11 protein-coding genes and 1 pseudogene are annotated in these 12,841 nt (G+C 71.5%); 6 read left to right on the top strand and 6 right to left on the bottom strand.

Translation table 11 applies throughout. The annotated features are described in order from the left end of the window. Positions 1-30: 30 nt before the first annotated feature. Entirely contained in the window at positions 31-1,404 is a 1,374-nt protein-coding gene (locus B9D87_RS24680) for an FAD-dependent oxidoreductase (protein WP_007773152.1), read from the top strand. Here the strand turns inward: B9D87_RS24680 and manA are convergent. The 4 genes from manA to B9D87_RS24660 form a co-directional block, all read right to left on the bottom strand. Beyond that, positions 1,382-2,608: a mannose-6-phosphate isomerase, class I gene (gene manA / locus B9D87_RS24675; RefSeq protein WP_007773153.1), complete on the bottom strand. Its 1,227-nt coding sequence runs from the start codon at positions 2,606-2,608 to the stop codon at positions 1,382-1,384. The genes B9D87_RS24680 and manA overlap by 23 nt on opposite strands. Before the next feature lie 8 nt (positions 2,609-2,616). Then, the gene (locus tag B9D87_RS24670) at positions 2,617-3,717 is read right to left on the bottom strand and encodes a hypothetical protein (protein ID WP_007773154.1); all 1,101 of its coding nucleotides are present in this window, start codon (positions 3,715-3,717) and stop codon (positions 2,617-2,619) included. Beyond that, positions 3,714-5,111: a phosphomannomutase/phosphoglucomutase gene (locus B9D87_RS24665; RefSeq protein ID WP_007773155.1), complete on the bottom strand. Its 1,398-nt coding sequence runs from the start codon at positions 5,109-5,111 to the stop codon at positions 3,714-3,716. Before B9D87_RS24665 ends, B9D87_RS24670 begins: the two co-directional genes overlap by 4 nt. A 134-nt stretch (positions 5,112-5,245) precedes the next feature. Further along, positions 5,246-5,689 carry a DUF3499 domain-containing protein gene (locus B9D87_RS24660; RefSeq protein ID WP_193787397.1) on the bottom strand — a complete coding sequence of 148 codons (444 nt, stop codon included), beginning with the start codon at positions 5,687-5,689 and terminating at the stop codon, positions 5,246-5,248. A 188-nt stretch (positions 5,690-5,877) separates the two neighbouring features. On the opposite strand from B9D87_RS24660, the gene B9D87_RS24655 reads away from it, so the two are divergent. Further along, positions 5,878-6,300 (top strand): metallopeptidase family protein, encoded by a 423-nt coding sequence (locus B9D87_RS24655; protein WP_007773161.1) that lies wholly within the window; start codon positions 5,878-5,880, stop codon positions 6,298-6,300. Positions 6,301-6,362: 62 nt separating this feature from the next. On the opposite strand, the gene B9D87_RS24650 is transcribed toward B9D87_RS24655, so the two are convergent. Continuing rightward, positions 6,363-6,701, bottom strand: coding sequence for a WhiB family transcriptional regulator (locus tag B9D87_RS24650; protein WP_040630938.1), 339 nt, complete (start codon positions 6,699-6,701; stop codon positions 6,363-6,365). A 400-nt stretch (positions 6,702-7,101) separates the two neighbouring features. Between B9D87_RS24650 and cofD the strand changes: the two genes are divergently transcribed. The 4 genes and pseudogenes from cofD to B9D87_RS24625 all read left to right on the top strand — a co-directional run bounded on the left by cofD (position 7,102) and on the right by B9D87_RS24625 (position 11,658). After that, the gene (cofD, locus tag B9D87_RS24640) at positions 7,102-8,103 is read left to right on the top strand and encodes a 2-phospho-L-lactate transferase (protein ID WP_007773172.1); all 1,002 of its coding nucleotides are present in this window, start codon (positions 7,102-7,104) and stop codon (positions 8,101-8,103) included. A 49-nt stretch (positions 8,104-8,152) separates the two neighbouring features. After that, positions 8,153-9,514 carry a coenzyme F420-0:L-glutamate ligase gene (locus tag B9D87_RS24635; protein WP_007773174.1) on the top strand — a complete coding sequence of 454 codons (1,362 nt, stop codon included), beginning with the start codon at positions 8,153-8,155 and terminating at the stop codon, positions 9,512-9,514. Between the two features lie 28 nt (positions 9,515-9,542). Continuing rightward, a complete protein-coding gene (locus B9D87_RS24630) occupies positions 9,543-11,126 on the top strand; it encodes an Eco57I restriction-modification methylase domain-containing protein (protein WP_007773176.1) in 1,584 nt (527 codons plus the stop codon). Next, positions 11,123-11,658: pseudogene (locus B9D87_RS24625) on the top strand (NUDIX hydrolase). The gene B9D87_RS24630 and the pseudogene B9D87_RS24625 overlap by 4 nt, the downstream one beginning before the upstream one ends. 90 nt (positions 11,659-11,748) lie before the next feature. On the opposite strand, the gene manB reads toward B9D87_RS24625, so the two are convergent. Next, positions 11,749-12,840 carry a mannose-1-phosphate guanylyltransferase gene (manB, locus tag B9D87_RS24620; protein WP_007773180.1) on the bottom strand — a complete coding sequence of 364 codons (1,092 nt, stop codon included), beginning with the start codon at positions 12,838-12,840 and terminating at the stop codon, positions 11,749-11,751. Position 12,841 lies beyond the last annotated feature (1 nt).

Below are 12,841 nucleotides of genomic sequence, written 5' to 3'. Positions count from 1 at the left end.
GACAGCACAGCAACGGCCAGGGACCATGCCGTGGTCATCGGGGGGAGCATCGCCGGCCTTTGCGCGGCGCGGGTGCTTTCGGATTCGTATTCGCGGGTGACGGTGTACGAGCGCGACGAGTTGCCGGCCGAGCCGGCGAACCGGGCGACGGTCCCCCAGGACCGGCACCTGCACATGCTGATGGCCCGCGGGGCCATCGAATTCGAGGACCTCTTCCCCGGCCTGCTGGACGACATGGTGGCCGCCGGCGTGATCAAACTCCAGAATCGGCCCGACTGCATCCACCTGGGAGCCGCCGGCCACGTGCTGGGCACCGGGCAGACCCTGCGGGACGAGTTCACCGCCTACGTGCCCAGCCGCCCGCATCTGGAATGGCAGCTGCGCAAACGGGTTCGCGACCTCGACAACGTCACCGTGGCGCGCCGCTCGGTGGCCGAGCCGCGGTTCGACCGCGCGCGGCAACGGGTGACCGGCGTGCTGCTGGATCCCCCCGACGGCGGCGACCCGGAGTTCATCGCCGCGGACCTCGTCGTCGACGCCGCCGGCCGGGGCACCCGGCTACCGGCGTGGCTGACGGAGTGGGGGTTCGAGCGCCCGGTCGAACAGGTGGTGGACATCGGCATCCATTACGCCACCCAGCAGTTCGCCATCCCCGACGGGCTGATCGCGGAGAAGGTGGTGGTCGCCGGCGCCTCGCACGACCAGTCGCTGGGGCTGGGCATGCTCTGCTACGAGGACGGCACCTGGGTGCTGACCACGTTCGGCGTGGCAAACGCCAAACCGCCGGGAACCTTCCCGGAGATGCTGGAGCTGGCCCGCCAGCTGCTGCCGGCCCACTTCCACGGCGCGCTGACGCGGGCCGAGCCGCTGGGCGACCCGGCGTTCCACGCCTTCCCGGCCAGCAAGTGGCGGCGCTACGACAAGCTGGAGCGCCTGCCGGCCGGCATCATCGCCTTCGGCGACGCGGTGGCCAGCTTCAATCCCACCTTCGGGCAGGGCATGACGATGACCTCGCTGCAGGCCGGGCATCTGCGCCGCGCGCTGCGGTTGCCCGACGATCGGGTCGCCGCGGAGCTGAACCGGGCCACCGCCAAGAGCACCTTCCCGGTCTGGATGATGAACGCGATCGGCGATGTCACGTTCCACCACGCCGGCACCAAGGGGCCGATCCCCTGGTGGTGGCGGCCGTCGGGCGCGCTGTTCGATCAATTCCTGGGCGCCGCGGAGACCGAACCCGTTCTGGCGGAATGGTTCCTGCGTCGCTTCTCGCTACTCGACAGCCTCTATATGATTCCGCCGCCGCGGATCATCGGCCGTGCCATGGCGCACAACCTGCGGCTATGGGTGAGCGAGCGGCGCGAAGCCGGCAAGCGGCGCCAGCTCACAACCCAACCGTTGCCCTGAACAGCTTCGTGGGCTCGTGCGCCTCCAGCCGGATCGGGGCGTCGTCGGCCGCCACCCAGGCGGCCATCCCCCGCTTCAGCGTCAGCGAGCCGGACTTGCCGTGCACCGTCGTGCAACCCTGGCTGCACAACAGGATCTGCGGCCCGTCGTGGCTGCACGTCGCGTCCACCTCGTGGCCGACGTACTCGTCGTCGAGCTCCAGCAGCGCGACGGCGAACTCGTCGGTCGGCGTCTCATAGATCAGCCCGAAGCCCTCGCGGCGGATCGGCGGGCGCAGCTGCTCCTCGGTGGTGGGCGCGAAGTCCAGCACCCGCAGCAGTTCGGGCACGTCGACGTGCTTGGGGGTGAGGCCGCCGCGTAACACGTTGTCGGAGTTGGCCATCACCTCCACCGCGAAACCCCGCAGGTAGGTGTGCAGGTTGCCGGCGGAGACGAAGATGGCCTCGCCGGGCGCCAGGCTGACGCGGTTCAGCAGCAGGGCCGCCAGCACGCCCGCGTCGCCGGGATAGCGCTCGCCGAGCTCAAGCACCGTCTTGGCCTCGGCGGCGAATTCGGTTGCACCCGAACTGACGTAGGCGATGGCGCCGTCCAGCACGGCGGTCACCAGCACGTCGATGTCGGGCTGCGGCGCGGTGATCCAGGTGGTGAACAGGGCGCGCAGACCGTCGGCGTCGGACTGGTCGTTCAGCAGGTCGATGTAGGGGTCCAGGTCGGAGACGGCCAGGGCGCGCAAGAGCTCGACGGTGCGCGACGCCTGACGAAACCCGGCCAGCGCCTCGAACGGGTGCAGCGCGACCAGCAGCTCGGGCTTGTGCGACATGTCGCGGTAGTTGCGCACCGGCGAGTTCAGCGGGATGCCCACCCGCTCCTCGCGCAGGTACCCCTCGGCCGCCTGCGCGGCGCTCGGGTGCGCCTGCAGGGACAGCGGCTCGTCGGCGGCCAGCACCTTCACCAGGAACGGCAGCACGTCACCGAAGCGAGCCCGCGACGCCTGCCCGAGTTGTCCCTCCGGGTCGTCGCCCAGAGCCTCGAGCAAGGTGATTTCGCCGTTGCCCGTCTCCAGCCACGCCGGGTCGCCGGGGTGCGCCCCGAACCAGAGCTCGGCCTCCGGATGCGCCGCCGGCACCGGTCGCTCGGTGAACTCGGCGATGGCGGTACGCGAACCCCAGGCGTACGTTCTCAAGGCCCCGCGAAGCAGTTCCACTGTTGTATCTATCCCCGCACCAGTCGCATATAAACCGCGGCCATTTCCAGCCGGACGGCCAATACTGCCAGTTGCTGCTCGGGGCTACCGGGACCCCCCAGCGCCGGCGAAACGCCGTAGCCGGCCGAGCCGCCGGGCCCGTCGGGCACGTCCTCGGCAGCGAGCAGGTACACGTTGTCCAGCCCGGCGGTCCGGGCGGCGACACCCGCCTGCTCGGCCGCCAGGACCACGGTCAGCACCCGCAACCGCTCCGGCAGCGGTCCGTCGATCTCTTCGTCGTGAAAGAGGGCGGCGTCGGGATCCTGATAGCCGTCCGACGCCGCGGCGCGCAGGGCGACCAATGCGTCCGCCAGCCCGGCGGCCGGGGTCACCTGGTTGGCGACGCGCAACAGCACCGAGCTGCCGTGCCGGGCCAACGCGAGCGTCGCGGCGCCGTCGCCGGCCAGCGCCACCTGGCGCTCGGCGATACGCGCGGCCAGCAGCTTGGCCGGGTTGGTGAACAGTTCGCGGGTGGCGCTGTTGCGCAGCGCCTCGGCATCCAGCTCGTCGGCGAGCACCGCCAGGTCGACCTTCGGTCGGGGGTCGACGGCGTGCAGCACGGCCAGCCCGGCGGCCAGGTACCGGCACAGGCCGAACTCGTCGGAAACCGACAGCCGGGGCGCCAGCACCGCGGCGCGCCCGGCGGTGGCGTCTCGCAGCGGGCCCTCATACGGCGCCGCCACCACCACCCGGGCGCCCCGGCGCAACCCGGTCGCGGCCGCGGCGACCAGCGCGGGATCACCCGGTTCGCCCCCCGCGACGATCAGCACATCGAGCGGGCCCGCCCACGGCGGCGCCTCGTTGGCGAGAGTGAAAGGCTGCGAGGCCGTCCCGCCCAGCGTGGCGGCCAGGATCGTCCCGGCGGTCTCGGCGGTGCCGCGGCCGGCGACCCAGATGACGCTGCGCGGACGGTCGTCGGCGCGCAGCAGGTCCAGTGCGCCCTCGTCGACCGCGGCGGCGACCGCACGAACCTGGGCGCCGGCCGAGGACGCGGCCCGCAGCAGGCCGTCGCGATCGGCGGCCAGCAGGCCCTCGGTGTCCTCGAGATCGATCGCCCGGGTGGCGTTCACGGCGCGGCCTTCACGGCCGGGGTCGTCGCGGCGATTTCGGCACTGATCTGGGCCACCACCGCGGCCACGTCCTCGGCCGTGCGGGCCTCCACGTTCAGCCGCAGCAACGGCTCGGTGTTGGAGCTGCGCAGGTTGAACCAGCTGCCGTCGCCCAGGTCGGCCGTCACCCCGTCGACGTGGTCGAGGGAGTGGATCCGGGTGCCGAACGACTTCAGCACCGCCTCGGCGCATTGGGCGGCGTCGGACACCGTGAAGTTGATCTCGCCGGACGATTCGTAGCGCTGGTAGTCCGCGGTCAGCTCCGACAGCGGGCGGTCCTGCTCGCCGAGGGCGGCCAGCACGTAGAGCGCCGCCAGCATGCCGGAGTCGGCGCCCCAGAAGTCGCGGAAGTAATAGTGCGCCGAATGCTCGCCGCCGAAGATCGCGCCGGTGTCTGCCATCAGCGCTTTGATATAGGAATGCCCCACCCGCGACCGCAGCGGCGTGCCGCCGCGCTCGGCGACCAGCTCGGGCACCGCGCGCGAGGTGATCACGTTGTGGATGATCGTCGCGCCGATCTCGCGGCCCAGCTCGCGGGCGGCCACCAGGCTGGTCACCGTCGACGGCGACACGGGGTTGCCGCGCTCGTCGACCACGAAGCAGCGGTCGGCGTCGCCGTCGAAGGCCAGCCCGATGTCGGCGCCGGTCTCGCGCACGAAGGCCTGCAGGTCCACCAGGTTGGCGGGGTCGAGCGGGTTGGCCTCGTGATTGGGAAACGACCCGTCCAGCTCGAAGTACAACGGCTCCAACGTGATCGAGCCGATCGGGCCGAGCACGGCGGGCGTGGTCAGGCCGGCCATGCCGTTGCCGGCGTCGACGGCCACCCGCAACGGGCGCAGCCCGGAGGTGTTCACCAGCGACCGCAGGAACTGCCCGTAGTCGGCCAGCACGTCGCGGTCGCTCACGGTGCCCGATTCGCCGTGGTAACCCTCGACGCCGGCGATCACCTCATCGGCGACGACGCGAAGGCCGGTCTCGGCGCCCACCGGTTTGGCCCCCGCCCGGCACAGCTTGATGCCGTTGTAGGCCGCCGGGTTGTGGCTCGCGGTGAACATGGCGCCGGGGCAGTCCAGCAGCCCGGAGGCGAAGTAGAGCTGATCGGTGGACGCCAGGCCGATGCGCACCACGTCCAGTCCCTGACCGGTCACCCCCGCCGCGAACGCGGCGGCCAGCGTGGGCGAACTGTCCCGCATGTCGTGGCCGATCACGACCTGACGGGCACCCTCGCCGCGCATCAGTTTGGCGAAGGCTGCGCCGAGATCGGTGACCAGCGGCTGGTCGAGCTCTTCGCCGACTAGCCCACGCACGTCGTACGCCTTGACGACACGGTGGACAGTCGCGGCGGGCCGAGACATGCGGGACTCCTGACGACGTGAACTCTTGGCCGTCAGCCTATCGGGCCACGAAGCGCTGGAGCCCCGGCGGTGCGTGCGGATTTCGCGTCCCGCCGGTCAGGACCGCGGTCCATGGCGGGTCGTCGCCATCGGGGCTAGTCGCTGGGATCGGGCAACACGCGCAGGTGGCCGCGGCGCCGTCCGGAGCGATGCTCGGGCGGTGCCAGCAGGCTGCTGCTGGGCGCGGTGGCCTGGGACCCGCCGTGGTGGATGTGCGCGTCGGCGAAGCCGTTCACCGGCGTGGCCGCGTACGGCGCGGCGCGGTCGTCGCCCTCGCGCACCGCGTCGGCCAGGGCGACCAGGTCGTCCTCGTCGGGGTGGGCGGGCTCGGAAAGGAGGGGCCCGGCGTGGCGCACCAGCTCCCATCCGCGGGGCGCGGTGATCCGGCCGGCGTGGTTGACGCACAAATCCCAGGAATGCGGTTCCCGCGCGGTCGCCAACGGACCGACGACTGCCGTCGAGTCCGAATAGACGAACGTCAGGGTCGCCACGGCGTAGTGCGGGCACCCGGGCCGGCAACAGCGACGGGGAACGTTCACGATCGAAAGGCTATCGTGCGCAAACGCCGCCGAAGCGCCGGACACGCGCAACTCCCGGGCCCTCGATGTGCAACCGTTACCATCGGCGCGTGGGTGATTCGCGCAGCTCCCCGCGGAGAGATCGGTTTTCCGACGGTTCGGCCCCGCGGCAAACCGCCGGCCATCGACCCTTCCGCCGGGGCCGCGATATGCGCGGCCCGCTGTTGCCCCCGACCGTCCCGGGCTGGCGCAGCCGCGCCGAGCGCTTCGACATGGCGGTGCTGGAGGCCTACGAACCCATCGAGCGGAGCTGGCAGGACCGGCTGGCCGAACTGGACGTGGCGGTCGACGAGATTCCGCGCATCTCGGCCAAGGATCCCGAGAGTGTGCAGTGGCCGCCCGAGGTGATCGCCGACGGGCCGATCCCGCTGGCGCGGTTGATCCCGGCCGGCGTCGACATCCGCGGCAACGCCACGCGGGCACGAATTGTGTTGTTCCGCAAGCCAATTGAGCGACGGGCGAAAGACACCGTCGAGCTCGGCGACCTGCTGCACGAAATCCTGGTGGCCCAGGTCGCGATCTATCTGGACGTTGAGCCGTCGGTCATCGATCCGACGATCGACGACGACTAGCTTCTCGCTGCGGGCTGAGAGCTGGAGGCTTAACGCTCAGCGCGCGTTGCGATCAGCGTGCGTCAGATTATGCCGCGCTTGAGGCGGCGGCGCTCCCGTTCGGACAAACCGCCCCAGATACCGAAGCGCTCGTCGTGCTCGAGGGCGTACTCGAGGCACTCATGACGCACCTCGCAACCCAGGCAGATCTTCTTCGCCTCGCGGGTGGAACCACCCTTTTCCGGGAAGAAGGCCTCGGGGTCGGTCTGGGCGCACAGCGCCCGGTCCTGCCACTGGTCGGCGGCCGGCTCGGGCAAGGGCTCGGGCTCGAAAGCGGTTGGCGCATCAGGAACCACGGTCAAATGGGGCCGAGCGGGGCGGTCCAGAGCCGGGTCGATGTCGGTGTGCGGCGTGCTCGCCATGGCGCCTCGAAAAGTTTCGTAAGACATACGGTCGTCCGCCTCCTCAGCTTGATTGAGAGAGTGTGATTGGTTTCCCACTGTTCTGATGTACAGACAATTCGAACAAGTGATCGAATCTCGGTCTGCGACACCGGAGTCGGCCGGCCAACCGGGAAATGACACTGTTGTGATTAGACACGGGTTGATCTGCCGGGTCAAGCACTTCGGCGCATTTCCATACCATCTCGTGATCGAATTTCGGCGTTTCTGTTGTTTTGGGCCTTCGGCGTGTCGATCACACAGCCCTCAACTTTCCCACACGTTGCCCACAACCGCTGGGGAACCGCAACTTTGAGGCACCCCCAACGGGCCCGTCACAGCACCGCGGCCGGGCAGTACTGTCGTGCGTTGTGAGGCTCAAGTGAAGGTCACCGTTCTGGTCGGTGGGGTTGGCGGCGCCCGCTTCCTGCTGGGGGTTCAACAGCTGTTCGGGCTCGGTCAATTTCAATCGCAACGGCGCCCGGACAGCGACGCCGGCAGTCACGAGCTCACGGCGATCGTCAACATTGGCGATGACGCCTGGATCCACGGACTGCGAGTCTGCCCCGATTTGGACACCTGCATGTACACCTTAGGTGGAGGTGTAGATCCGGAGCGAGGGTGGGGGCACCGCGACGAAACCTGGCACGCCAAAGAGGAATTGGCGCGCTACGGCGTGCAGCCGGACTGGTTCGGACTCGGCGACCGCGATATCGGCACCCACCTGGTGCGCACCCAGATGCTCAACGCCGGCTACCCCCTGTCACAGATCACCACCGCGCTGTGCGACCGCTGGCAGCCCGGCGCGCGGCTGCTGCCCGCCAGCGACGACCGGTGCGAGACCCACGTGGTGATAACCGATCCCGACGACGGCAGCCGGCGCGCCATCCACTTCCAGGAGTGGTGGGTCCGCTACCGGGCCCAGGTGCCCACCCACAGCTTCGCCTTCGTCGGCGCCGAAAAGGCGGCCGCCACAACTGATGCCACCGCGGCCATCGCGGACGCCGACGTGATCCTGCTGGCGCCGTCGAACCCGGTGGTGAGCGTCGGCGCCATCCTGGCCGTGCCCGGCATTCGCGGCGCGTTGCGCGCGGCGCGGGCACCGATCGTCGGCTACTCGCCGATCATCGGTGGAAAGCCCTTGCGCGGCATGGCCGATGCCTGCCTGTCCGTGATCGGGGTCGAGTCGACCGCCGAGGCGGTCGGCCGCCACTACGGCGCGCGCCGCGACACCGGCATCCTGGACGGCTGGCTGGTGAGCGAGGACGACAGCGCCGACATCGACGGCGTCAGCGTGCGCTCGGTGCCGCTGGTGATGACCGACCCGGCGGCGACCGCCGAGATGGTCCGGGCCGGGCTGGACCTGGCGGGGGTGAAGCCGTGACGCGCGCCGGCGACGGTGCAGAGCGAAGCGATGCGAAGGAGCGGCGCCGATGACCTCTGCCCCCGGCGAGCACGGCAGCGCCGCCGCCATCGAGATCCTGCCCGTCGCCGGGCTGCCCGAATTCCGGCCCGGCGACGACCTGGGTGCCGCCGTCGCCGCGGCCGCGCCGTGGCTGCGGGACGGTGACGTCGTCGTCGTCACCAGCAAGGCGGTGTCCAAGTGCGAGGGCCGGCTGGTGCCGGCGCCGCGGGATCCCGAGGAGCGCGACGAACTGCGGCGCAAGCTGGTCGACGACGAAGCCGTCCGGGTGCTCGCCCGCAAGGGCCGGACCCTGATCACCGAGAACCGGATCGGCCTGGTGCAGGCCGCCGCGGGCGTGGACGGATCCAACGTCGGCCGCGACGAGCTGGCGCTGCTGCCGGTCGACCCGGACGGCAGCGCCGCGGCGCTGCGCGCCGGGCTGCGCGAGCGGCTCGGCGTCGAGGTCGCCGTGGTCATCACCGACACGATGGGCCGCGCCTGGCGCAACGGCCAGACCGACGCGGCCGTGGGCGCGGCGGGTCTGGCTGTGCTGCACGGCTATTCGGGGGCGGTCGATCAGCATGGCAACGAGCTGCTGGTCACCGAGGTCGCGGTCGCCGACGAGATCGCCGCGGCCGCCGACCTGGTCAAGGGCAAACTGACCGCGATGCCGGTGGCGGTGGTGCGCGGCCTGCCGGCACGGCTGGTGACCGACGACGGCTCGACGGCGCGGCGGTTACTGCGGCCGGGCACCGAGGACCTGTTCTGGCTCGGCACCGCCGAGGCCCTGGAGCTGGGCCGCCGCGAGGCGCAGCTGCTGCGCCGATCGGTGCGCCGGTTCAGCGCCGAGCCGGTGCCGGCCGAGCTGCTGGAGGCCGCCGTCGCCGAGGCGCTGACCGCGCCGGCCCCGCACCACACCCGCCCGGTGCGGTTCGTCTGGCTGCGCACCCCGGCCACCCGGATCCGGCTGCTGGACCGGATGAAGGACCAGTGGCGCGCCGACCTCGCCGGTGACGGCCGGCCCGCCGACTCCATCGACCGCCGGGTGGCGCGCGGCCAGATCCTCTACGACGCGCCCGAAGTCGTCATCCCGATCCTGGTGCCCGACGGCGCCCACGCCTATCCCGACGCCGCCCGCACCGACGCCGAGCACACCATGTTCACCGTCGCGGTCGGCGCGGCCGTGCAGGCCCTGCTGGTCGCGCTGGCGGTGCGCGGGCTGGGCAGCTGCTGGATCGGCTCGACGATCTTCGCCGCCGACCTGGTGCGCGCCGAGCTCGAACTGCCCGCCGACTGGGAGCCGCTGGGCGCCATCGCCATCGGCTACGCCGCCGAACCGGCCGGGCCCCGTGATCCGGCAGACCCCGGTGATCTGCTGATCCGCAAGTGAGCCGCAGTTTGTGCCAGATACTGAGCCCATGAAGTTCGCCGGCAAGGCGGCGGCCTCGGCCGACAAGGTCCGCGGCGGCTACTACACGCCGGCGCCGGTGGCCCGCTTCCTGGCCGCCTGGGTCCGCGCGGCCGGACCCAGGATCGTCGAACCCTCCTGCGGCGACGGCGCCATCCTGCGCGAGCTGGCAAGCCTCAGCGACCAGGCCCGGGGCGTCGAGCTGATCGCCGACGAGGCGGCGAAGTCCCGCCGGTTCGCGCCCGTCGACGCCGAGAGCCTGTTCGCCTGGCTCGCCACCGCCGAGGCCGGCGGCTGGGACGGCGTCGCCGGCAACCCGCCCTACATCCGGTTCGGCAACTGGTCGTCGCGGCAGCGCGATCCGGCGCTGGACCTGATGCGGCGCGAGGGTCTGCGTCCCACCCGGCTGACCAACGCCTGGGTCCCGTTCGTCGTGGCGAGCACGGTGCTCGCGCGTGACGGCGGCCGGGTGGGGCTGGTGCTGCCGGCCGAGCTGCTGCAGGTCGGCTACGCCGCCCAGCTGCGCGACTTCCTGCTGAGCCGGTTCCGCGAGATCACCCTGCTGACCTTCGAACGGCTGGTGTTCGACGGCATCCTGCAGGAGGTCGTGTTGTTCTGTGGTGTCGTCGGCGCCGGCCCGGCGCGCATCCGCACGGTCCACCTCGCCGACGCCGACGCCCTCACACAGACGGATCTGGGCGTCGAGCACACTGCGTTCGGGCCGGCGCTGCTGCACGAGAACGAGAAGTGGACCAAGTACTTCCTGGACCCCGCCGCGATCCGGCTGCTGCGGGCGCTCAGGAGCTCGGGCGCGCTGACCCGGCTCGGGTCCGTCGCCGAGGTCGACGTCGGCATCGTGACCGGCCGCAACGCCTTCTTCACCTTCACCGATGCCCAGGCCGGCGAGCTGGGGCTGCGGCCGCACTGCGTCCCGCTCGTCGCGCGCAGCGCCCAGCTGTCCGGGTTGGTCTACGACACCGATTGCCGGGCAACCGATCTCGCCGCCGGGCAGCGGGGCTGGCTGCTCAACGCGCCGCGTGAGCCGGCCGATCCGGAGTTGAGAGCGCACATCCGCGCCGGCGAGGCGGCCGGCGTGCATCGCGGCTACAAGTGCTCGATCCGCACGCCGTGGTGGACCACGCCGTCGCTCTGGGTGCCCGACCTGTTCCTGCTGCGCCAGATCCACCGGGCGCCGCGGCTGACCGTGAACGCCGCGGCGGCCACGAGCACCGACACCGTGCACCGGGTGCGCCTGACCGCCCGGGTCGAGCCGGCCGCGCTGGCCGCGGCGTTCCACAACAGCGTGACGTTCGCCTTCACCGAGATCATGGGCCGCAGCTACGGCGGCGGCGTCCTGGAGCTCGAGCCCCGCGAGGCCGAGCAGCTGCCCATTCCCCCGCCGGCGCACGCCGATGCCGAGCTCGCCTGCGATGTGGATTTGTTGCTGAAGGCCAACGAGATCGAGAAGGCGCTCGACGTGGTCGACCGCCGCGTGCTGATCGACGGCCTGGGCATGCCCGCCGAGGCGGTGGCGGACTGCCGCGCGGCGTGGGTGTCGCTGCGAGATCGGCGGAAACGGCGGAGATCACGATGAGCGTTCGGGAATCGGCGATCGCCGTGCTCTCCGACTGGGAGCCCCCGACCCGGCCCAGGATTCGTTGCGGCACGCCGTCCTGGCGTTCGCGCACGCCCGCGCCGACGCGTGCCTGCGCGAGTGCGTGCCCGGCCACGTCACCGCCTCGGCGCTGGTGCTCGACCACACCGGCGGCCAGGTGCTGCTGACCCTGCATCCCCGCGTGGGTCGCTGGGTGCAGCTGGGCGGCCACTGCGACGAGGACGACGCCGACGTCCTCGCCGCGGCGCTGCGCGAGGCCACCGAGGAGTCCGGGATCGACGGCCTGCGCATCGAGCCGCGGCTGGCCGCGGTGCACGTGCATCCCGTGACCTGCTCGCTGGGCGTGCCGACCCGCCACCTGGATCTGCAGTTCGTGGCGCACGCGCCGGCCGGCGCGCGGATCGCGATCAGCGACGAGTCCGACGACCTGCGGTGGTGGCCCGCCGACGCGCTGCCGGACGGGACCGATCACGCGCTGGCCCATCTGGTCTCGCGGGCCACTCAGCCCTAATCACTCGCCGAGTGTGCGGCTGGCTTCACGTTCGACGCCGGGTGTGCGGCTAGCTTCACATTCGGCGAACGGGGCGAAAAGATCGCCTGCCTAGACGTCGCTCGAATACCGGATGCCGCCGTCGGGAATCGACACGCCGGGCCACACCCGGGCGCCACGCAGCAGCTCGCAGCGCGCCCCGATGTCGGCGCCGTCGCCGATCACGCCGTCGCGGATCAGCGCCCGCGGGCCGATGCGCGCCCCGAAGCCGATGATCGAGCGCTCGATCACGCTGCCGGCCTCGACCTTGACGCCGTCGAAGATCACCGCGCCGTCCAGCCGGACGCCGGGGCCGATCTCGGCGCCCCGCCCGACGACCGTGCCGCCGATCAGCACCGCGCCCGGCGATACCGCGGCGCCGTCGTGCACCAGCTGCTCGCCGCGGTGGCCGCGCAGCGCCGGCGACGGCGCGATGCCGCGCACCAGGTCCGCCGAGCCGCGGACGAAGTCCTCGGGTGTGCCCATGTCGCGCCAGTAGCTGGCGTCGACGTAGCCGCACACCTTCACGCCGGGGTCGGCGAGCAGCGCGGGGAACACCTCGCGCTCCACCGAGACCTCGCGGCCGCGCGGAATCCGGTCGAGCACCTGGCGGGAGAAGACGTAGGTGCCGGCGTTGATCTGGTCGGTCGGCGGGTCCTGCGTCTTCTCCACGAAGGCGGTGACCCGGCCGGTGTCGTCGGTGGTGACGCAGCCGAACGCCCGGGGATCGCCCACCCGGACCAGGTGCAGGGTGACGTCGGATTGCTGGGCGGAGTGGAAGTCGAGCATCTGGCCCAGGTCGGCGCCGGAGAGCACGTCGCCGTTGAACACCATCACGGTGTCGTGCCGCAGGTGCCCGGCGACGTTGGCGATACCGCCGCCGGTGCCCAGCGGGTGCTCCTCGGTGACGTATTCGATCTGCAGGCCCAGCTTGGAGCCGTCGCCGAACTCCGCCTCGAACACCGCGGCCCGATACGACGTGCTGAGGATGACGTGCTCGATGCCGGCCGCGGCGACCCGCGACAGCAGGTGCGTGAGGAACGGCAGCCCCGCGGTGGGCAGCATCGGCTTGGGCGCCGACAGGGTCAGCGGCCGCAGCCGGGTGCCCTTGCCGCCGACCAGGATCACCACATCGACTTGCGGACCCCGCGAAAGATCTGCCACC

Source organism: Mycobacterium colombiense CECT 3035, from assembly GCF_002105755.1.
Lineage (GTDB): Bacteria > Actinomycetota > Actinomycetes > Mycobacteriales > Mycobacteriaceae > Mycobacterium > Mycobacterium colombiense.
Note: the sequence above shows the minus strand (reverse complement) of the source record. Positions and strands in the feature narration are given on the sequence as shown.

Coding starts and splice junctions, on each gene's coding strand:
- B9D87_RS24655 (WP_007773161.1), top strand. CDS start 5,878: ATGCGCGGCCCGCTGTTGCCCCCGACCGTCCCGGGCTGGCGCAGCCGC.
- B9D87_RS24635 (WP_007773174.1), top strand. CDS start 8,153: ATGACCTCTGCCCCCGGCGAGCACGGCAGCGCCGCCGCCATCGAGATC.
- B9D87_RS24665 (WP_007773155.1), bottom strand. CDS start 5,111: ATGTCTCGGCCCGCCGCGACTGTCCACCGTGTCGTCAAGGCGTACGAC.
- B9D87_RS24650 (WP_040630938.1), bottom strand. CDS start 6,701: ATGGCGAGCACGCCGCACACCGACATCGACCCGGCTCTGGACCGCCCC.
- B9D87_RS24630 (WP_007773176.1), top strand. CDS start 9,543: ATGAAGTTCGCCGGCAAGGCGGCGGCCTCGGCCGACAAGGTCCGCGGC.